The sequence below is a fragment of the Brevibacillus sp. FW301-21C12A genome (assembly GCF_058788915.1).
Map to the genome: position 1 here is coordinate 1 of NZ_JBYTBG010000003.1, position 19,717 is coordinate 19,717.

The 19,717-nt window shown below is 56.2% G+C and carries 23 protein-coding genes and 1 riboswitch; of the genes, 16 read left to right on the top strand and 7 right to left on the bottom strand.

From position 1 onward, the window contains the following. Positions 1-84 precede the first annotated feature (84 nt). The 3 genes from AC3WQH_RS02730 to AC3WQH_RS02740 all read right to left on the bottom strand — a co-directional run bounded on the left by AC3WQH_RS02730 (position 85) and on the right by AC3WQH_RS02740 (position 1,823). On the bottom strand, positions 85-561 hold the full coding sequence (locus AC3WQH_RS02730; protein WP_310669832.1) for a GrpB family protein: 477 nt from the start codon (positions 559-561) through the stop codon (positions 85-87). A 148-nt stretch (positions 562-709) separates the two neighbouring features. Then, positions 710-838: a hypothetical protein gene (locus tag AC3WQH_RS02735; RefSeq protein ID WP_429777061.1), complete on the bottom strand. Its 129-nt coding sequence runs from the start codon at positions 836-838 to the stop codon at positions 710-712. Positions 839-1,172: 334 nt separating this feature from the next. Next, a complete protein-coding gene (locus tag AC3WQH_RS02740; RefSeq protein ID WP_005829121.1) occupies positions 1,173-1,823 on the bottom strand; it encodes a TetR/AcrR family transcriptional regulator in 651 nt (216 codons plus the stop codon). Between the two features lie 303 nt (positions 1,824-2,126). Between AC3WQH_RS02740 and AC3WQH_RS02745 the strand changes: the two genes are divergently transcribed. The 5 genes from AC3WQH_RS02745 (at position 2,127) to AC3WQH_RS02765 (ending at position 6,558) form a co-directional block, all read left to right on the top strand. Further along, positions 2,127-2,819, top strand: a complete 693-nt coding sequence (locus AC3WQH_RS02745; protein ID WP_025846388.1) for a response regulator transcription factor — start codon at positions 2,127-2,129, stop codon at positions 2,817-2,819. Between the two features lie 6 nt (positions 2,820-2,825). After that, entirely contained in the window at positions 2,826-4,199 is a 1,374-nt protein-coding gene (locus tag AC3WQH_RS02750) for a sensor histidine kinase (RefSeq protein ID WP_005829117.1), read from the top strand. After that, positions 4,196-4,777, top strand: coding sequence for a PepSY domain-containing protein (locus AC3WQH_RS02755; protein WP_005829116.1), 582 nt, complete (start codon positions 4,196-4,198; stop codon positions 4,775-4,777). The genes AC3WQH_RS02750 and AC3WQH_RS02755 overlap by 4 nt, the downstream gene beginning before the upstream one ends. Positions 4,778-4,868: 91 nt before the next feature. Then, positions 4,869-5,435, top strand: a complete 567-nt coding sequence (locus AC3WQH_RS02760) for a PepSY domain-containing protein (RefSeq protein WP_005829114.1) — start codon at positions 4,869-4,871, stop codon at positions 5,433-5,435. A 190-nt stretch (positions 5,436-5,625) separates the two neighbouring features. Beyond that, on the top strand, positions 5,626-6,558 hold the full coding sequence (locus AC3WQH_RS02765) for a manganese-dependent inorganic pyrophosphatase (protein ID WP_005829112.1): 933 nt from the start codon (positions 5,626-5,628) through the stop codon (positions 6,556-6,558). A gap of 158 nt (positions 6,559-6,716) precedes the next feature. Here the strand turns inward: AC3WQH_RS02765 and AC3WQH_RS02770 are convergent, their stop codons facing one another. After that, complete coding sequence (locus AC3WQH_RS02770; protein WP_005829110.1) at positions 6,717-6,887, bottom strand: hypothetical protein; 171 nt, start codon at positions 6,885-6,887, stop codon at positions 6,717-6,719. Between the two features lie 120 nt (positions 6,888-7,007). Here AC3WQH_RS02770 and AC3WQH_RS02775 point away from each other — a divergent pair, with 120 nt between their 5' ends. The 10 genes from AC3WQH_RS02775 (at position 7,008) to AC3WQH_RS02820 (ending at position 14,778) form a co-directional block, all read left to right on the top strand. Further along, positions 7,008-7,766 (top strand): MerR family transcriptional regulator, encoded by a 759-nt coding sequence (locus tag AC3WQH_RS02775; RefSeq protein ID WP_122953226.1) that lies wholly within the window; start codon positions 7,008-7,010, stop codon positions 7,764-7,766. A gap of 227 nt (positions 7,767-7,993) precedes the next feature. Beyond that, a complete protein-coding gene (locus tag AC3WQH_RS02780; RefSeq protein ID WP_327991187.1) occupies positions 7,994-8,263 on the top strand; it encodes a cupin domain-containing protein in 270 nt (89 codons plus the stop codon). Then, the gene (locus AC3WQH_RS02785; RefSeq protein WP_005829104.1) at positions 8,241-8,372 is read left to right on the top strand and encodes a YbaK/EbsC family protein; all 132 of its coding nucleotides are present in this window, start codon (positions 8,241-8,243) and stop codon (positions 8,370-8,372) included. Before AC3WQH_RS02780 ends, AC3WQH_RS02785 begins: the two co-directional genes overlap by 23 nt. 77 nt (positions 8,373-8,449) lie before the next feature. Further along, positions 8,450-9,397, top strand: a complete 948-nt coding sequence (locus tag AC3WQH_RS02790) for an MBL fold metallo-hydrolase (protein WP_340673322.1) — start codon at positions 8,450-8,452, stop codon at positions 9,395-9,397. A gap of 135 nt (positions 9,398-9,532) precedes the next feature. Continuing rightward, a riboswitch (cobalamin riboswitch) is annotated at positions 9,533-9,681 on the top strand. A 150-nt stretch (positions 9,682-9,831) separates the two neighbouring features. Beyond that, a complete protein-coding gene (locus tag AC3WQH_RS02795) occupies positions 9,832-10,809 on the top strand; it encodes an ABC transporter substrate-binding protein (protein WP_492331896.1) in 978 nt (325 codons plus the stop codon). Positions 10,810-10,811: 2 nt separating this feature from the next. Continuing rightward, positions 10,812-11,849 carry a FecCD family ABC transporter permease gene (locus AC3WQH_RS02800; RefSeq protein WP_025846378.1) on the top strand — a complete coding sequence of 346 codons (1,038 nt, stop codon included), beginning with the start codon at positions 10,812-10,814 and terminating at the stop codon, positions 11,847-11,849. Positions 11,850-11,856: 7 nt separating this feature from the next. After that, positions 11,857-12,633: an ABC transporter ATP-binding protein gene (locus tag AC3WQH_RS02805; RefSeq protein WP_005829098.1), complete on the top strand. Its 777-nt coding sequence runs from the start codon at positions 11,857-11,859 to the stop codon at positions 12,631-12,633. Positions 12,634-12,646: 13 nt separating this feature from the next. Next, a complete protein-coding gene (gene cobU, locus AC3WQH_RS02810) occupies positions 12,647-13,213 on the top strand; it encodes a bifunctional adenosylcobinamide kinase/adenosylcobinamide-phosphate guanylyltransferase (RefSeq protein ID WP_492331897.1) in 567 nt (188 codons plus the stop codon). A 277-nt stretch (positions 13,214-13,490) separates the two neighbouring features. After that, positions 13,491-14,150: a YitT family protein gene (locus AC3WQH_RS02815; protein WP_007784680.1), complete on the top strand. Its 660-nt coding sequence runs from the start codon at positions 13,491-13,493 to the stop codon at positions 14,148-14,150. 163 nt (positions 14,151-14,313) lie between these two features. Next, positions 14,314-14,778 (top strand): hypothetical protein, encoded by a 465-nt coding sequence (locus AC3WQH_RS02820; protein WP_492331898.1) that lies wholly within the window; start codon positions 14,314-14,316, stop codon positions 14,776-14,778. Here the strand turns inward: AC3WQH_RS02820 and AC3WQH_RS02825 are convergent. The 3 genes from AC3WQH_RS02825 to AC3WQH_RS02835 form a co-directional block, all read right to left on the bottom strand. Then, positions 14,775-15,896, bottom strand: a complete 1,122-nt coding sequence (locus AC3WQH_RS02825; RefSeq protein WP_492331899.1) for an N-acetylmuramoyl-L-alanine amidase family protein — start codon at positions 15,894-15,896, stop codon at positions 14,775-14,777. The two genes, AC3WQH_RS02820 and AC3WQH_RS02825, sit on opposite strands and share 4 nt — an antisense overlap. 101 nt (positions 15,897-15,997) lie before the next feature. Further along, a complete protein-coding gene (locus tag AC3WQH_RS02830) occupies positions 15,998-16,804 on the bottom strand; it encodes a WYL domain-containing protein (protein WP_007784673.1) in 807 nt (268 codons plus the stop codon). Continuing rightward, positions 16,791-18,098, bottom strand: coding sequence for a helix-turn-helix transcriptional regulator (locus AC3WQH_RS02835; RefSeq protein WP_005829087.1), 1,308 nt, complete (start codon positions 18,096-18,098; stop codon positions 16,791-16,793). Before AC3WQH_RS02835 ends, AC3WQH_RS02830 begins: the two co-directional genes overlap by 14 nt. 219 nt (positions 18,099-18,317) lie before the next feature. Between AC3WQH_RS02835 and AC3WQH_RS02840 the strand changes: the two genes are divergently transcribed. Continuing rightward, the gene (locus AC3WQH_RS02840; protein WP_007784671.1) at positions 18,318-19,499 is read left to right on the top strand and encodes an RtcB family protein; all 1,182 of its coding nucleotides are present in this window, start codon (positions 18,318-18,320) and stop codon (positions 19,497-19,499) included. The last annotated feature ends 218 nt before the right edge of the window (positions 19,500-19,717 follow it).

Consider the following 19,717-nt stretch of genomic DNA (forward strand, 5'->3'; position numbering starts at 1 on the left):
CTATGAATACAAACTTTCGGATATCCTCTAGCGCAAAAAAGGACAGTCAGGGCGTTTTTCCCTGACTGTTTTTCTTATGGGCGCTTAGTTGGCGCCACGCGCTTTCCAGGCCAGCGCCTTTTGCTCCAGAGACCAGGCCAGCTCATGCTTGCCTGCGACATAGCTGGCAGCGTCGTACGGGAAGCGCTCTGCCAACTGCTCCTTCAGCTCCCCGTACAGCCGGGCACAGTCAGGATGGGCGCGCAAGTAATCGCGAAACGCCAGATGGCGTCGAATCGCCGGATGGCCTTGCTGGTAAACGTGGACGTGATGGGTGCGCTCGTCGCCGCCTTTGGCAAAATACCGTCTGCCGGGCAAGCCGAACTCGCCTTTTGGCAAGTAGCCTAGCGAGCGCATCTGTTCGTTTGTCTCATCGACGCGCCCGATATCGCGCACGACTGGCAACAGGTCGATGATCGGCTTTGCTTTCAGCCCGGGCACGGCTGTACTGCCGATGTGATGAATCTGTATGAGGTTGTCCTGGAATACTTGGCGCAGCAGCTCGGCTTCCGCGGCAAACAAGGCTTGCCAGCGCGGATCGTAGGGCGGACTTCGACTTTTCGCATGACAGACTCCTTCCTGTACGTGAGAGGGATCGCTTTTTGGCGTGAAAAGGCCCGGACATTTGGCAAGGCGAGCAATGTCCGGGCGCGTTTTGGTTCTTTTCTAGTTATGATTTTCGGTTCGGCGACCATTCGCTAGGAGCCGAACCGAAAACTTGGCTCGGCGGTCCAGCGACTTGCACGCGCGCCGGGTTTGTCACTTCCAGCGTAATCATCGAGCTGACGACGGCTTGCATGGTCACAACCAGATACGTTCAAAAAAAGATAGCTTTCCAAATGGGTGATTCCAACGAAAATCGTTTCTCCTTCTCATTTTCACGGTGTTTTCCAACAGAAAAATGGCAGAAACGATACGGTTACACGTGTTTCACACTCTCTTTCCTGATCTTGGCGATCGTGGCAAATGATCGCTGCTCTGGTTATATTGTAAGGCTTGCCTGGGCCGGGATGCAAAGCTGCCATTTCGGCATTTTGGACGGTTTTCGGGCAGGCTGGGGCCGTTTTACCTGAGCAGGTCGCTCGCTCATCGCGTACGTAGCCAGCGCTCGGCGGCAATCGCGCGCGTGATTGTCAGTTGTCTAGCGCAATGCCGCGCGCGGCGGCGCGAAGTGCTTCCAGCGCAAACGAGCCTGGCGCGACCCCAAACAAGTTTTCAAAAATCGGCTGGATCGCCTGCAGACGCAGGCGGCGTTCTTCGGGCGTCCATTTGAACAGGGCCGAGTCCGCCCAATGGTGCAAGGTGCTGAGAAAAAACTCGGCAGCAAGCGCCGGGTTGGCGACGCGAAACCGCTGTTCACGGTTGCCCTGGACGATGATTTCCGTCAAGATCGGCGTGAACTTGCAAATGGTTTGGATGTACAGTTTTTGCCGGAGTACGGCGTTGTTGTCATGCTGCAAATATTTGAAGTTTTCCACATGCCCGGTCGGAGCGTCCAGCTCGTAGACGAACACCCAGGCGATTTTTTCGTAGGCGGTAAGGTGTGGGGCGCGGGCAATCCGCGCATAGTGCTCCCGGATTTGCTCCAGTTGCCGCGCGATCAGGGCGCTGGCGAGAGCGTCCTTGGATTCAAAGTAATAGTACAGCGTCCCCTGCGCGACCTGCATCGTTTTGGCAATGTCGATCGTGGATGTTTTTTCATAGCCAACCCGGTTGAACAAGGCTTCGGCAGTGTCGAGAATTTCATTGCGGCGGACGAGAGGATCTTTCGAAATTCTTGGCATCGGTCATATCACCTCCTGTTCATTAAAGCATCCGACAAGTTATCAGTCAAACCTGTCACCGTAATTAAATGGTAGTCAGTCAAAAAGAAAACTTCACCCGTTGCCCGCCTGTTTCAACGGACCGAATCGGGGAAACGAAGAGGCGGCCGCATCGGGGTTCAAGCAGCGCGCCTTTTCGTAAAAAGCGCCCGGACCGCTGGAAAAAAATGCGCACCCGAGCAAACTTTTATGGTTTAATCTACGGTATCAGACCACATTTTGCGCGATGTGTCATTGGGTATCGGCAGAGAGGAAGGCGTCAACATGAACCATGCCAAAATATTACTGATCGAAGACGAGAAAAAAATCGCCCGTCTCCTGAAGCTGGAGCTGGAGTACGAAGGCTATGAAGTGAAGACGGCCGAGGACGGGGCAACCGGACTGGAGTGGTTCAAAAGCGAGCCGTGGGATTTGGTCTTGCTGGACGTGATGATTCCGCAGCTCAGCGGGATGGAGGTGCTCAGGCGCATTCGCGCATCGGACAGCGTCACTCCGGTGATTCTGGTCACCGCCCGGGATTCGCTTCCCGACAAAGTGAGCGGCCTCGACTTGGGAGCCAACGACTACATTACGAAGCCGTTTGCCATCGAGGAGTTGTTGGCGAGAATCCGCGCCTGCCTGCGTGTGGCGGCGGGCGTCAGGAAAAAGGAAGAAGAAGAGGCGCCGCTCAAGGTCGGCGATCTTTTTATCGATGAAAAAAAGCGGATCGTCATGCGCGGGGAAACGGTGGTGGAGCTGACGCCGCGGGAGTTCGACCTGCTCGTCTACCTGGCCAGGCACGTCAATCAGGTGCTGGACAGGGAGCAAATTTTGACGGAGGTATGGGGCTACGACTACTACGGCGACACCAACGTCGTCGACGTGTACATCCGGTATTTGCGCAAAAAGCTGGACGATCCTGCCCATCCGCCGCTGATCCAGACGGTGCGCGGAATCGGCTACGCGCTGAAGGAGTAAAAAACGATGACGATTCGCAGCAAAATCCATCTGTTCTCGACGGTGTGGCTCGTGCTGACTTTATGTCTCATCAACACGTCGATTTACTGGCTGTTTTACAAACAAACGACCGACCTGGAATTGGAAAGACTGCAACTCCAGACCGAAAACATCGCCCAGCGGCTGCATGAAGCGGGCAGTCAGGCCGAGCCGGCCGAGCTGTTGCAGGCGTATTTGTCCCCGATCGACATGATCCGCATCGTAAACGCCGAGTCCCGCGCAGTGGTGACGGCGACGAAGGAGCTGGCCTACGGCAAGTGGCCGCCTGCGTTCAGCCCGCAAGAAACGTACCGGATCGAGGAAAAAGACGGCGTGCTCTACGCCATCGGGCAGATGCCGCTGATCGCGGGAGACGGCAGCGTCATGTCGATGGAGGTGACGACGGCCTTGCCGCAGGTGCAGGAGACGATGCAGGTGCTGCTCGTCGTGCTCTTGATCGCTTCGCTTGTCGTGCTCTTGCCTTCGTTTTGGGCGGGCAAAATGCTCGGCAACCTCATCGTCGGACCGATCAACTCGCTCATTCGCACGATGGAAGAAATCCAGCGCAAAGGCCAGTTCAAAAAGCTGGAGCTGCCGGCCAGATCAAACGACGAGCTGTACCAGATGGGAAACACGTTCAACAAAATGATGGACATTTTGCAGCAACATTTTGTCAAGCAGCAGCAATTTGTGCTGGACGCGTCCCACGAGTTGAAGACGCCGCTCACCGTGATCGAAGGCTATGCGACGATGCTGAAAAGATGGGGCATGAACAAGCCGGAGCTGCTGGAAGAATCCGTCGAGGCTATCTACTCGGAAGCTGTGCGGATGAAAAAGCTGACCCGGCAAATGCTGATGCTGGCGAACCCGGACGAGGAGTCGAATCTGGACGTGCAGGCGGTAGACGTGGAAAAGCTGTGCGAGGAGACGAGCAAATGGATGCGGCGCACCTACGAGCAGGAGATTCGCGTCGAGGCGCAAACGCCGGGGATTCACGTGCTCGCCGACGAGCAGCGGCTCAAGCAGTTGCTGGTCATTTTGCTCGACAATGCGCTGACCTACAGCACGGAGGCGATCCGGGTAGAGATTGCCGAGCAGGCGGACACGGTGACGCTGTCTGTGATCGATCAAGGGGTGGGCATCCCGCCGGAAGACCTTGCCCACATTTTCGACCGTTTTTACCGGGTGGACAAAGCGCGCGCACGCGATACAGGCGGCACAGGGCTCGGCCTGTCGATCGCCAAGCGGATTGTCGACGTGCACGGCGGCAGGCTGGATGTGCGCAGTGAGGTCGGGGTAGGCAGCGCGTTTACCGTGACATTGCCGAGTGCGACCCAAAAGAAAGCGGGGGAGAGCGAATGAAGCGAAACCATGCGATCGGGATGATCGGACTGGCGCTGGTGGCGGGAGCCGTGTTCGGCGTGTCGCAGCTTGCGGCAGGCGAGCAGGACAAGAAACGCACGAGCGAAGAAATCACGAAGTCGCTGGAAGCCAGATACGGCAAGGCGAAGACAGCTTTTGAGCTGACGACAGAGGACGGCAGGGAGGTCTACGCGGGGACAGTGGAAAATCAAACCGGAACGTATCGCGTGCAAGCGGATGCGCTCACCGGACAAGTCACCCACATTACGCTGCTGTCGGCAAAGCCCAGGCCGCAGCCTGCTTCCGCAGAAACAGCGCCGCAGACAGCGGAGGAAGGCGGCAGCCGCCCGGCTTCGCCAGCGCCAACTAGCGAGATTGCCAAAAGCGGCATTTCCCTCGACCGGGCGCGAGAAATCGCTTTGCAACAAGTAGCCGGGACGTTTGACGGCATCGAGGTGGAGCAGAAGGATGGGATGGCCGTCTACGAGGTAGAGGTCGTCACCGCCGAAAACCGGGAAGTGAAGGTCGCCGTCGACCCGCTCACCGGACAAGTGCTGTCGATCATGTGGGAGGACTAAAGGCTTTCTCATCAAATTTTAATCTTTCTCTCGCTTTCTGCTCATCTGCCTCTTGTACGATGAGGTCAGTAGAAAAAAAGGAGAGAGAAACATGAAGAGAAACGTCATTATGATAGCAGCAGGTGCAATCGTCGTGGGGAGCCTTGGCGCGTCAGCCATGGCGAAGACATACCAGCACAATCCTCAGCCGAACCAGCAGCCGACCAGCTTCAACTATTTGCACGTGGATGACGACGTTCCGTTCGGTTGGGAAAAGCAAATCCGCATCACGTCTGAGCAGGCGCAAAAACTGGCCCTGGGCGTCCAGCCTGGCGTCATCAAGGAATGGAAGCTGGACCGCGCGGGAAAAACGCTTGTGTACAAGGCGGAGATTTTCCACAACTACCGTGAGATCGACGTCTACGTCGACGCGGTAACGGGCGAGGTTTGGCGCGAGAACGATCCGGTGCGCAAGCAGAAAACGGTGAAGATCACTGTGGAGGAAGCGAAAAAAATCGCGTTGTCCAAAGTAAACGGAAGCATCAAAAAAATCAAGCTGGACGAAGACGACGGCTACTACATCTACGAGGTAGAGGTCCGCACAGGCAACAGACAGGAAGCCGAGATGGACATATCGGCTACGACTGGCGAGATTTTGAGCATGGAGTGGGACGACTAAGTTGTAACGCGCGAGCACAGTCCGCAGCAAACCGCAAACCGGCCTTTGTCCAGACGACAAGGCCGGTTTTTTCATTTTCTGGCAATTCCGTATTCCCATTCATCAGCGTAGAACCTATAATGTTACTTGGGATTACCCGCTAGATTGTGGTATAATTTTGACGCCAATATACGACTAAGGAGTATGGATGATGGAAAAAAAGCTAATCTTCGGTCATAAAAATCCAGATACGGATTCCATTTGCTCGGCGCTCGTCTACGCTGATCTGAAAACGAAGCTCGGCGCAAACGTAGAGCCGGTTCGCCTCGGTGTCATCAGCAGCGAGACGGCGTTCGTCCTGAACTACTTCCAGGTAAAAGAGCCTCGCCTCGTGGAAACCGTGGCGAACGAAGTCAACGAAGTAATCCTCGTGGACCACAACGAGCGTCAACAGAGCGCAAACGACATCGAGCAGGTGCAAGTAGTCGAGGTAATTGACCATCATCGCATCGCGAACTTCGAGACAAGCAATCCGCTGTACTTCCGCGCGGAGCCTGTCGGCTGCACCACGACCATCTTGAAAAAAATGTACAAAGAAAACGGCGTGGAGATTCCAAAAGACATCGCGGGTCTGATGCTGTCCGCGATCATTTCCGACACGCTGCTGCTGAAATCCCCGACCTGCACAGAGCAAGACGTAGCCGCTGCCCATGAACTGGCGGAAATCGCAGGTGTGGACCTGCAAGCGTACGGACTGGAAATGCTCAAGGCAGGCGCAGATTTGAGCGACAAAACCATCGCCCAACTGCTCTCCCTCGATGCCAAAGAATTTCAAATGGGCAACGCGAAAGTGGAAATCGCCCAAGTCAACGCAGTAGACGTCAATGACGTGCTGGCTCGCCAAGGCGAACTGGAAGCGGCTATTTCCGCCATCATCGCGGACAAAGGTCTGGACCTGTTCGTGTTCGTCGTAACCGACATCCTGAACAACGACTCTGTGGCGCTGGCGCTCGGTACGGCTACACAAGCGGTAGAAAAGGCGTACAACGTCACGCTGGTTGACAACAAAGCCGTTCTCAAAGGAGTCGTTTCCCGTAAGAAGCAGATCGTGCCTGTATTGACAGATACATTCCAGGCTCTCTAAAATACGCTACCGAAATACCAAAAAACACAAAGGCTGCCCGCGAAAATGTGGGCAGCCTTTTTTCCTATCAAATAAAAACGGATCAGATTCTCATCCAGGATAAGGGCAACCAAGGCTGCGCCAAGTCATCGGCACAGCCTTTGGTTTTCTCATGGCGCTCAAAACGGATTGTGGTTGTGATGACTCAGATGGTTCATCGTCTGCTGCGCATAGGCGTCATCGTCGTAATGCCGGATTGCGTGTTTGTCTCTTGCCCGCAGGCTGATCGAGCCTGTCAAAAAGTAGGCGGCGCCGAGAACAGCCAAAATAACAACGAGGGTATAGAGCATTCGAAAGTCCCCCTTTTTCCAGTGGCTTACCAATAGGTTAACATATTTTTCCTGACAGAACTACGGTTGACTTTGACGGTGCGTAAATGTGTACGATGAATTTGTCAGGAGGGATGGAAGATGGAATATACGGTGCAAAAGCTGGGTCTCCTGGCGGGCGTCAGCACCCGGACGCTCCGATACTACGATGAGATTGGCCTTCTCAAGCCGGCGAGAATCAATTCATCCGGGTATCGCATTTACGGGCAGGCAGAAGTGGATCGCTTGCAGCAAATCTTGTTCTACCGCGAGTTGGGTGTGAGCTTGGAGGAGATCAAGGAAATTGTCAGCTCGCCGACCTTCGACGCCGTCCAGGCACTGCGGGAGCACCGCGCGAAGCTGCTGGACAAACGGGCTCAGCTCGATCGGCTGATCGCCAATGTCGATCTAACCTTAGCGCAAAGAGAGGGGACGAAAACGATGACGGACAAACAAAAATTCGAAGGCTTCAAGCAGCAACTGATTGATGACAACGAGAAGCAGTACGGGCAAGAAATTCGCGCCAAATACGGCGACGAGCAGGTGGACCGTTCCAACCGGAAATTCAAGGAAATGACCGAGGAAGAGTACAACCGGCTTGAGCAGTTGAACGCAGAGTTGCACAAGACGCTGGAAGAGGCGTTTGCCACGGGAGATCCGGGCAGTGAGCTTGCGCAGAAAGCGGCCGACCTGCATCGCCAGTGGCTGACGTTTTACTGGGACAGTTACAGCAAGGAAGCGCACGCCGGGGTGGCGCAAATGTATGTGGACGACCCGCGCTTCACCGCCTACTACGATAAAACCCAGCCGGGACTGGCGGCGTTTCTCCGCGATGCGGTCGTGATTTATACGCAAGCGTAGACAGCCGATAGCGTCGAGAAAAACAAACCGCGCACCGCCCTGAATCAGATCGGAAAGCTTCGATCCGGTTGGGGCGGTGTTTTTTCATGCCTGTTTCATGCCAAGCTGGCCTGGCTCACGCCCCTTGGCTGGAACCGGAATTTTTTCGCTGACGAAAACTTTTGGCCCAAGGGAGTGAGCCATCCGTCCATCGAGGTCGAGTTATTTCGCGCTGAACGCGTGTTACCGTGAACAGACAGCGGGCGGGCAGCAGGGAGCCGCCCAACCGCTTTTCTTTTCTGTTTGTTGCGTTATATAATCTGTTCGAGCTGGACCCGGGCGCGAGCTATCTCTCCATGCCGCACAATGACGGTGTTTACGAGTATATAAGCGTCAGCGCCGGACGGTTTGCCTTGAAAATCAAGGAAGAGACGTTTCGCCTCGGCGAAGGGGACGCGATTCGCTTCACGGGCAACGTCCCCCACGCGTACAGCAATGACGGCGAACAGCCGCTATGAAGTCATTTGGGCGGCGGCAGGGCATCCGAAAGCGGTGTTTCGACTGACTCCCGAGCAACTGGTGCAAATGACGAACGGACAGGTCGCCTGTATCGCTTCGTGCCGCTAGCGGCAAAGGGGTCTATCGCCTCGTTGTAGAATAGATGATAAAGTGGAAATATTCCTAAAACAACGAGGAGGGTATACATGAAAGCTACAGAACCGATTTTCCTGGGGCATCGCATCCATCTGATCGACGGGTTTGATATGGGCTGGGCGCAGCGGACGGGAACGTACGTCATCGCCGAGGACGAGCTGACCCTGGTCGAGACAGGGCCGAGTCCTTCTGTCCCGTACATACGGGAAGGGCTGCGCAGGCTCGGATTTTCCCCGGAGCAAGTGAAGTACATCATCGTGACGCACATTCACCTCGATCACGCGGGGGGAGCGGGACTTTTTTTGCGCGAGTGCCCGCAGGCAAAAATCGTGGTGCATCCAAAAGGAGCGCGCCATCTGGTGGACCCGAGCCGGTTGATCGCGGGCGCCAGAGCGGTGTATCACGACGATTTTGACCGCCTGTTCGACCCGATTGTCGCCGTTCCCGAAGAGCGGATCATCGTGCGCGCCGACCAGGAGACGCTGCAAATTGGCGCCAACTGTGTCCTGGAATTTTGGGACACGCCGGGACATGCCAACCATCATTTCAGCATTTACGACCCGGTCAGCCGCGGCATGTTCACGGGAGATACAGCGGGTGTCTTCTATCCGCAGCTTCAACGGGACGGGATTCACTTCGTCCTGCCGTCCACCTCGCCGAACCAGTTTGACCCGCAGGCGATGCTGCGCTCCGTGGAACGCTTTGAACAGCGCGGGCTTGCGCGAATCTATTTCGGGCATTTCGGCATGACTGACGATGTTGCCGACGTCTATCGGCAGGTGCGCGAGTGGCTTCCTGTCTTTGTCGCGGAAGGGGAGGCGGTCGTAGCCGCTGGACTCGGCGATGGCGAACTGGCGGAGCGGCTGTTCAGGCGTGTACTGGCGCATCTGCAATCGTTCGGGATCGGCGACGGGCATGAGGTGCTGGACGTGCTGCGGCTCGATTTGCAAGTATGTGCGATGGGAATTGTCGACTATTTGCAAAAGCGCAGGAAATAGCGGGAGACGCCAGACAGCGGGTACGAGACGGGCAGCATGGGCTTACGTAGCCGTGGCAGCAGCGAAAAAGCATTCTTTTTTTGGCAAAGGAATGCTATCATGATGGATGAGTCTTAGCAGTTGTAGGCCATTGCAATTGAATACGCGCAAACAGGTGCCTTGGTCCTTGCCAAAGGACGAGGTGAAAAGGGAAGCCGGTGCAAGTCCGGCGCGGTCCCGCCACTGTAAAGCGGCTGTCGCAATAGCTGCCAAGCCAGGAGACCTGCCTGTTTGCCTGATGTGCCTGCGCCTTCGCGGAAAGGTTCGGCCCGTTCAGGACGTTTTTTTGCGTGAGCATGGATGAGCCTGACATGTCGACCCTTTGGTTCCGGTTGGAAGCGAAGGGTTTTTGTTTGCTAAGAATCAACCAGTCGCACAGAAAGGAAGTCATACATATGAAACGCGCATGGAAACTGCTCAGCCCGCTGGTGCTTGCTGCAAGTCTCGTCGGCTGCGGCGGCAACACCCAGACGGCACCTGCTCCGCAGGCAGAAGCACCGCAGACAGCACCACAGGACGCGGCTGCCAAGCAGACCGTCTACCCGCTTACCGTCACAGACGCGACCGGAAAAGAAGTGACCGTGGCAAAAGAGCCGCAACGAATCGTCTCGACTTCCCCGGCAGAGACGGAAATCTTGTTCGCGCTCGGCTTGAACGAGCGGATTGTCGGTGTCTCCGACTTCGACGACTATCCGGCAGAAGCGAGCACGAAGCCAAAAGTGGGCGGAGTCGTCAAGCCGAGCGAAGAAGCGATTCTCGCCCAGTCGCCCGATCTGGTCATCGGCGGAATTTCGATGGAAAAGCCGGTTGCCGACAAGCTGAAATCGCTCGGCATGCCAGTGTACGTCACGCATCCGAAAAAAGTGGATGACATCCTGAACAACATTTTGACGATGGGGGTTATCACCAACCGACAGGAGCAGGCGGAAAAAGTCGTCGCCGCGATGAAGCAGGATATCGCCCGCGTACAGGAAGCCGTCAAAGCGGTGAAGCCGGAAGACAAGAAAAAAGTGTACCTGGAGTTTGCGCCAGGCTGGACCGTGGGCAAAGGGGAGTTCCTCGACGAGTTGGTGACGCTGGCAGGCGGGACGAACATTGCGGCCGACACAGAGGGCTGGAACCCGATCAGCGAGGAAAAGATTTTGAAAAGCGATCCCGACGTCATTTTGTACGCCAAAGGCATTACGGATGACAAGACGGGCACGAAGCTGGAAGAGATCATCGCAAACCGCAACGGCTGGGATACGATGAAGGCGATCCGCGAGAAGCAAGTGTTAGGAATGGACCAAAACCTGCTGGCGCGCCCAGGCCCGCGCATTACACAAGGTTTGATCGAGGTAGCTAAAGCGATTTATCCTGACCTGGTGAAATAAAAATGAAAAAGCAATGGCTTATATGGGGAGGAGCGAGCAGCCTTGTGCTGCTCGTATCCGTGGTGGTCAGCATTTCGATGGGGGCGGCGTCGCTCCCTCTTTCGCAAGTATGGCTCATCCTCTTGCACCAGCTTCCCGGCATGTCGGAGTGGATTCCGGCGACATGGCCGGAGTCGTCCGAGCAGATCGTGATGAAGGTGCGTTTTCCGCGCGTCGTACTGGCCATTTTGATCGGAGCTTGCCTGTCGCTTGCGGGCGCGGGCTTTCAAGGCGTGCTGCGCAACCCGCTTGCGGACCCGTTCACGATGGGCGTAGCGTCCGGTTCGGCCGTCGGGGCGGCTTTTCTGATCCTGTTCGGCTTGCAGTTCGCTGTTCTTGGAGAGTGGAGCACGCCTGTCGTCGCCTTTTTGACGGGGCTTGTCAGCTTGTGGATTGTGCTTGCCCTCGCCAAGACGCAAGGCAAGCTGCAGACGGAGACGCTGATTTTGTCCGGCGTCGTCATTCAGGCGTTTCTCGGCTCGCTCGTGTCCTTCATGGTGTCGCTGTCGGATCAGACGGTGAACGAGATCGTTTTCTGGCTGATGGGAAGCCTGTCGTTTCGCGGCTGGGCCTTCACGTACGTCCTGGTCCCGTATTTGCTGATCGGCGTGCTCGTGCTGCTTGGCTATGCCCGCTCGTTGAACCTGTTTGCGCTCGGGGAGCGGCAGGCGGCGCATCTCGGAGTCAACGTCGACAAGACGAAGCTCATCATTTTGCTCGTCTCTACGCTCCTGACTGCAGCGGCGGTTTCGATTGCGGGCGTCATCGGGTTTGTCGGGCTGGTCGTGCCGCATCTGGTGCGGATGATGGTCGGGCCTGACTACCGCATTTTGCTGCCGATGGCGACCATCTGCGGCGGTGTGTACGTGCTGTGGGCGGATACGCTGGCGCGAATGCTGCTCGTGCCGACAGAAATCCCGCTCGGGGTCGTGACTGCGTTTTTGGGCGCGCCGTTTTTCGCCTATTTGCTGAAGCAAAACAAACGGATCGGAAGGAGGTAGTCGCGTCATGATCGAAGTGCGCGGGCTGCAAAAGTCTTACCAGGATGTGTCCGTCCTGCGCGAGATCGGGTTTACAGTCCAGCAGGGCGAGTTTTTTGGCATCATCGGCCCGAATGGGAGCGGAAAATCAACGCTTTTGAAAATGCTCTCCGGTGTGATTGCCGCTGATGCGGGAGAAATCACGCTCGCGGGCAAACCGGTTGGCCGCTATACGCGCAAGGAGCTGGCGCGGGTTCTCGCCGTACTCGAACAGGAGGGGCTGCCTCCGGTCGGCTTTCGCGTTCGCGAGGTGCTGGAAATGGGGCGCTACCCGTACCAAAACTGGCTGGGCGAGGAACAGACAGACGTCGGGCCGCTCATCGACGAGATCATGCAGCTTTTGGGCCTGACACCGCTTGCCGATCGCACGCTGGATCAACTGAGCGGAGGGGAAAAGCAGCGCGTCGCCTTGGGCAAGGCGCTCGTCCAAAAGCCGCAGGTGCTGCTTCTGGACGAACCGACGACTTATCTCGATATCGGCTACCAGATTCAACTGATGGACATTGTGCGCAAGTGGCAAAAGACGACGCAGGTGACCGTGGTCGCGGTGCTTCACGACCTGAATCTCGCTTCGCTCTATTGCGATCGCATCCTGATGCTGCACAAAGGCGAGCAGATCGGCGTAGGCACGCCAACAGACATGCTGCAAAGCGACCGGATCGAGGCGGTGTACGGGACGCGGCCGATCGTCATGGAGCATCCTGTCCACCGTTTGCCGCAAATCATGCTGCAATCCGGGTCGTAATGGGGGAATAAAGATGATCGTACTCGTGACAGGCGGCGCTCGCAGCGGCAAGAGCACCTTCGCGGAAAAATACGCGGCCCATCTGGGGCAATCGGGCGTCTATATCGCCACCGCGCAAGCTTTTGACGAGGAGTTGCAGGAGCGCATAGCCAGGCATCGCGAGCGCAGGCGAACGAGCGCGTTTTGCTGGGAGACGATCGAGGAGCCTTACGCCCTCGCAGACGTGATCCGCTCGCTTGGGCAACGGGACGAGCTGGCGCAAAAAAAGGCGGTCGTCGTGGTCGATTGCCTGATCGTCTGGCTGTCCAACTGGCTGATTCGCCACGAGCAGGAAAAGGCGTTCGCGCGCACGCTTGCGCAGGCAGACGAGCTGATTGCGGCTGTAGAGGACTTTCCCGGGACGATTTTGTTTGTCACAAATGAAGTCGGGGCCGGACTGGTGCCGGAGTATCCGTTAGGGCGCATGTTCCGCGATTTGGCAGGCTTGATGAATCAGCGGCTGGCGACGGTGGCCGACCAGGTGTTTCTGCTCACAGCAGGCATTCCGCTGGAACTCAAAAGCAGGGCGTTTCGCTTTTAGGCAGGGGAAAAGACGGTTTCGCGTCGTCTTTTTCCCTTTTTTGTGCTATACTATAAGAAAAGCAATGGAAAGGATCAGGATACCATGCGTCCCCATAGGACGATCTGGAAACGGTATGACCTCTCCTACATCTAGCTTCGTAGTAGTCGACCGTCACTTGGACGACTAGCCTACTACGAAAGCGAGGCCCTTTGTATGAGTAGCGACTTATACTTGCGATGTTCCTCCGTAGTCGGTTGGTCGTCTGTGCCAAAACCGACAAAAATGCGAGGAATCGATGATGAGGAGAGCGCTGCAATTTACTCGACGTTACGGTATGATTTTGTTTGGAGCATGTTTGCTTGCTTTTGCGTATTATCACATCAACTTTCAGAACCACTTGTCTGAGGGCGGCTTCGTCGGCCTGGGGTTACTGGCCAAATACGCCTTTGACCTGTCGCCAGCGATGATGATTTTACTCTTGGACATCCCGCTGTTTCTGGTTGCCTGGTTAGTGCGAGGGCGTCAGTTCATCTGGGACACGATCTTTGCCTCACTGGCGTTTACCGGGTTTTATGAACTGTTCGAACAGTTTTCCCCGATTGTGATGGATATGAGCAGAGTGATGCCGCTCGCTTCTGTGTTGTCCGGGGTATTGACCGGACTCGGCACCGGGCTGGTTCTGCGCTACGGAGCTGCGACAGGCGGCGACGATATTTTGTCCCTGTTGCTCAGCAAGTACACAGGATTGTCGATCGGTACGATTTTTCTGTTGCTGGACGCCATGGTGTTGGGCCTGTCGTTCTGGTATGTACCGATGAAAGAGATGCTCTACACCATTTTGGCCGTCGTCATCTCCAGCCAAGTGATTACCTGGACGGTGAATGCCGGCGGTGCAGGAATCGCTGTGGAGGAAGAGGCGCACGGACATGGCAACGTCTCGATGACACACCAATGATGAGAAATCCAGTTGAAAAACATGCCTATACAAAAGCGCGAAAAAGGCCAGGTCGGTTTACCAGTCGACTTGGCCTTTTCCCTGTTCCTGTACATAACGACACGGGGAAGTAGTGGATACTAACCCATACGTAAAGCTGTCTGACGGAAAGGACGGGGTCTGCATGAGCGATCGTTTTTTTGGCAACTACAAAGCGTTCGTGGTCATCCCGGAAAAAAAACAAAAGGCGGAGCCGAAAGCGTTTGATCCGAGCGACTACACCCGCCACTTCGTTCTCACATTTTCCTTGTATGATTCGCTGATTGCAAACTGGAAGGAAGCCGCCAAGTTCAAAGTCCAGCCGCGACAGGGCCTGGCGCGAGTCGTCGACGCCTTTAACCTCAAGCATGGCGGCGATGCTTACCTGCAAATTTTGGAGATGGAGGAGGACCAGTCCTACTTTGTGCTGGCGCTGTCCTGCAAAACAGCCAGCGATCAGGAGCAGGCGGTCATGAACCGGATCACCCATCTGCTGGAAAAAGATTTCGCGACGGACCTGTTGATCGGAGAAACGTGGTACCAGCTTATTGGCACCAAAGGCAAGTTCGAGCGCAGGCTGTTCTCCTACAGCATCCAGCCGTACCACTAGCCGCCGAAGTAGTCGGCAAGTCCGTCCACGATCGCTTGCACTGCTTTTTCCTGGTAAGCGGCAGTGCGAACGAGCTGCTCGTCTTTCGGATTCGACAAAAAGCCAAGCTCAACAAGCACAGACGGCCTGTCGTTTTCGCGCAAAACGTGGTAGTCGCCGAAAGAAATGCCGTTGCTCTTCAAGCCGATCCCGCCTGCCAGACGAGTCTCGATGCTTCGCGCGAGGTCGTAATCTTTGTTTTGCGCGTAAAAAAACGTCAAGGTCCCGCTGTTCGGCTTCGTGGAGGAGTTGTAGTGAATACTGACAAAGGCGTCCGCCGCCTTCACTTCGCTAATGGCTACCCGCTGGGCGAGAGAAGGCTTTTGTGCATCGCTCGTCCGGGTCAAAATCACCTGTGCCCCTCGCTGGCGCAGCTTGCTCGCCACCAGTAGCGAAGTTTGCCGATTCAGCGTCTTTTCTTCGGTACTCCATTTGGTTCCGAGCGTCCCCACGTCGCTTCCTCCGTGCCCCGGATCAATGACAATCACTTTTCCCCGCAATCCGCCTGACTTGTTGCTGCTGCTTACGACGCGGTTGCTTGTCCCCTCGCGGATGTACATGGACGATACCCAGCCTGTTTTTCCATCGGCGGTTCTGGTTTGCAGCCAGTCGGCCTGCTTTTTGAGTATCTCAACCTGTGTGCCCATGGCGAGCACATGAAGGATGTCGTGCTCCAGCCCAGGGCCTTTGCGCATGCGCAGGGCATCCGCCGCTACGGTCCCGGTCTTTTTGCTTGCCGACGCAGCAGGAACGGGAGCAGGAGCTGGCGAGGCAGCAGTGCCTGCTTTGCCTTTTTGCAAATAATAGCCGGCTACCCAGCCGCTCGCCTGCTGGTATTTGATTTTGACCCAGCCATGGGAATCTTCCGAAACGACAGCCACAGTAGTGCCGTATTTCAGCGTGGCGACGACGGACGACTGGAGGGACGGTTCGCTGCGAACGTTCAGGGAAGTCGCGGCGACTTTTGCCTGGGAAGAATTTGCTGTTGCTTGCGTCGGCTCCATGAGCGCGGGCCATGCCAAAAGCGCCGTCAGCAGGCCCGCTCCCAGGAGTGACGCTGTTTTTGCGGTTAGTTTCATGATGTGTACCTCTGGTCTCGATTGTCTGTCTCTCTTTGGACAATGATAAAGGGAAACGAAATCGTCCAGTAGTGCATTTTTTCCTGATTTTGCTTAGGAAATTAGTGAAGGGGAGGCGCGTAGCGGGCCAAAGCGTTTGCCGCCGACTCGGCCATGCGCCGTTTGAGCTGGTCGTTTTCCACTACTTTTACCCGCAAACCGAGAAAGCGGAGGCGCGACAAAATAAACTCCTGCTCGTCTTGCAAAAAACGGAGCGTAATCGTGTACTCCTGCGTGTCCGGGTCGTAGGCGACTTCTTTGTCGAAGCAGGAAAAGGCGTACAAAATGCGCTGCAGCTCCGGGTTGTAGCGGCGCACGACCTGAATTTTCGCCGTTTGTCGGCGCGCCGCGAGCATGTTTTCGATCACGGGCAAAAAACTGTCGTACCACGCGTCCTCGACGTAGATTTCCTTCGCGGAACGGATGAGCGACAGCGGCGTTGTGAGCAGATGCTCGGAATCGAAGGTCAGCCAGATGAGATACCAGTCTTTTTTGGCGAGCGAGTACTCCAGCTTGTACGGGACGCCGCGCTGGTTGCGGTAGGCCCGGCCGTTTCGGGTGCCCGCGTGGATCAGGATGTGGTTTTTGCCGAGAATGATCCGGCGCAGCTTGCGGACGAGCGGATGCCAGACGTTCCGGGTTCGCGCTCCGGCTTTTTCGATGAACAGCTCGCGTTCGTCAGCCGGCGCGTAGGCGGCTGTCAGTTGTTGCAGCTTGGACAGCGTCCCGGCTTCGAAAAAGCTTTGCGCCGCCGGGTGCTTGAGCATCATGGCGAGCCACGCCTTTTCGTGCGACGTCACCGGGTACAAGCCAGCCTCGTCCAGCCGGGTGACGAGCTGATAGTTGTGGATTTTGTCAAACAGATTCATAGTAAGCGAGCAGCTCCTTCCATTCCTTTTGAAATTGCCTGCGCAAAAAGAGCGGCTCCAGCACCTCGCAACTGGAACCGAAGCTGCGAATCCACGGCGTGATCTCCAGCGTGCTGTTGACCGTAATTTCGTAGAGGAAGCTTTCCCTCGTCTCTTCCGTAATCACGCCCCACTGGCCCTGGGCCTCGACCCGTTCCTTGATGAACGAGTGCGGCGTCCCTTTGGGCTGGAAAAATTTCAGCCGGATCGTCACAGGCTCCCCCGTATCAATCAGCCAACTGTGTTGAATGCGCTCGTCTACGCGCGCCTGCATGCGCGAAAAAACGTCCGGCGCAGCCTGTCGGCCGAGAGCAAGCTGGGTGATCCCTTCCACCCGGTACTTTCGCAGCGGTCTTTTTTCGCTTTCCTGGGCGAGCAAATACCAGCGTCCGTACTGATGGTCAAACACGACCCGCAGCGGATATACATTCTGCGGCTTGCCCGAGGAGTCGCGCAGGAAGGCGGGGTTCGTGTTTTGCGAATCGTAAAATTTGCGCCGTTTGGGCGTGAAGTAGCAAAATTCCACCATTCTTTGCTCGGCGATCGCAGTGGCGAGCAGCAGCGCCTGATGCTCGTCGAGGATGCGGGACACAAAGTGGTACTTGTACAAAAAGACGGCCCAGTCCTCGCGCTCGAGCCGGGTGTCCAGGCAGCGCTTGACTTTATGGCGCAAAAGGTAGCCGGGCACAGCGGGGAGCTGGGTGTTGGCCATGACGTCGATAAAGTCATGCAGGTCCAACAGCTCGTCATCGGCGAGCGAATTCCACAGCTCCTGGTCAAAATGATAAACATAAGGCCGCGCGTCGCCGCTCTTTTTGATGACGGCCAGCTCTTCCAAGTATTTCAAGTCCTGGCGCAACGTTTTTTCGTCCGGCACTTCGCCCGTCGGAGTCGCGAGAAACGCGTCCAGCAGCTCCTTGATCGAGCGCGGCTGCTGGCTGAGCTGCTCGAGGATGCGGGACAGCCGCTCTACCTCCGATTCCTTGAGCGATTTGGCGTGGTAGAGGAACATCAAAAAATTGTCTGTCACAGCAAAGTAGTTGTAGCGAAGCTGCGCGTAGCAGCCTTTTTTCTCGCTATCTGTCACGTGCTGGTAGAGGGTGGACTGAATCTCCCTGAGCTTTTTCACGGTTTTGTCCAGCGTATGGACGGAAATGCCCAGCCGCTCCGCCAACTGCTGGCGGTTGTACGCCCCTGCGGTCAAAAACATCAGGCGCAGCAACTGCAATTCTTTGTCAAAGCCTTCTTTTGCCATCCGCATTCATCCTTATCTGTGCGGTAATTTCCAAATTAGTCCTCATATTACGAAAGCGGGGGAGCACAAGTCAAGACGTGGCGACGATTTTGCCAAAAATAGCGGGTCGTAATACTTTTGCCATGTTCAGCCATGGAAAAATCAGCGAAGATAGCAGCAAGAGAAAGCCGTCGCGTTGTCTGCTGGCGCGGCTCGGCAAGGAGAGGAGCAACAACGAAAATGAAAACGATCGATCACGGGAATTGCCATCGGGAAGTGCAGCTTGGCGCTGGCTCCGTTCACGTGTTTGCCAATGACGAAGTGTTTGCCACATTTGGGCAGCGCGTGTTCGAGATGGCGGAACATAACTTGCGCATCCCTCGCAATGTGTACTTTTCCTATACGCCGGATGCCCATGTCGGAATCGGGACGTGCATCGGGACGACGGCCGTCTGGAATATGCATGACGGGTTTGTGTCGCCCTCGATTGTCGGCTCGGATATCGGCTGCGGCATGCGCGTGCACCTGACGCCGCTGCATCGGGATGAGCTGAAAGACAAGCAATTGAAGCGCGAGCTGATTCAGGCGATTGAAACGTACGTGCCGACGACGGAGCGCGGGCAAACGAGCTACACCGATATTTCCCTCGAAGAAGTGGTGAAGCATGGCCTGAACGGCCTGCCTGCCGCGTATTTGGCGGAGCCGGCGGGCGAGCCGGGCGGGGTGAGCCGCTCCTTGACTCATGTGGAAAAGCATACATTTGCCTTCGATCACGCGGCGCTTGCGCACATCCCGGCCAAGTCGTGGCAAAGAGCGTGGGGACAGCTCGGCACGCTCGGCGGCGGGAATCATTTTATCGAAATCCAGTCGCTCGAAATCGCGGAGGACAACCGGGAGATCGCACAGGAATGGGGCTTGTTCGACGGGCAGGTCGTCATCATGATTCACTCCGGCTCCCGCGCCTGGGGCGCCATGCTCGGACGGGATTACACGAAAAGCTTCAAGGAAGCGATGTTCAAGTGGGGGATTGAAAATCCGGAGCCGAGCCTGGTCTACGCCCCGATTGATACAGAGGAAGGCAAGCGATATTTGAACCTGATGTACTCGGCCTTGAATTACGCGGTGGTGAACCGCCATCTGATCGGCTATGCGGTCGAGCGGGCTTTCCGGGACGTGCTGGGAAAAGACTTTTCCACGCCGGTCCTGTACGATTTGATGCACAATTACGCCTTGCAGGAATATCACCGCAACACGCCGATGCTCGTCCATCGCAAAGGGGCGACCAAAGCGCTTCCGGCTGGCCACTTCCAAAATCCGAAGGCGTACAAAGACGTGGATCAGATTATTGATTCCGTCGTGGGGGCAAAGCTGGCGACAGTCGTAGCCAAGTGCAAGCCGCTCGTCGCGATCAAAGGAGTATGAGCCGAGATGGTTTCCGCTGCCGGGCGGGAGCCATCTTTTGCTTTCCTTTTGGCAAAATAGGTTCGAATGTAACATAAATTGCACCGCTTCCCCAACCGATATGAGAAAAGAGACCAAATAGGGGAGATAGGGGAACAGCTATGGCTACATACTACTACTTCACCTGCCAAAAGTGCCGGACCCGGGGGGGAGTTTTCGGCGAACAACCTTGGGGGTGG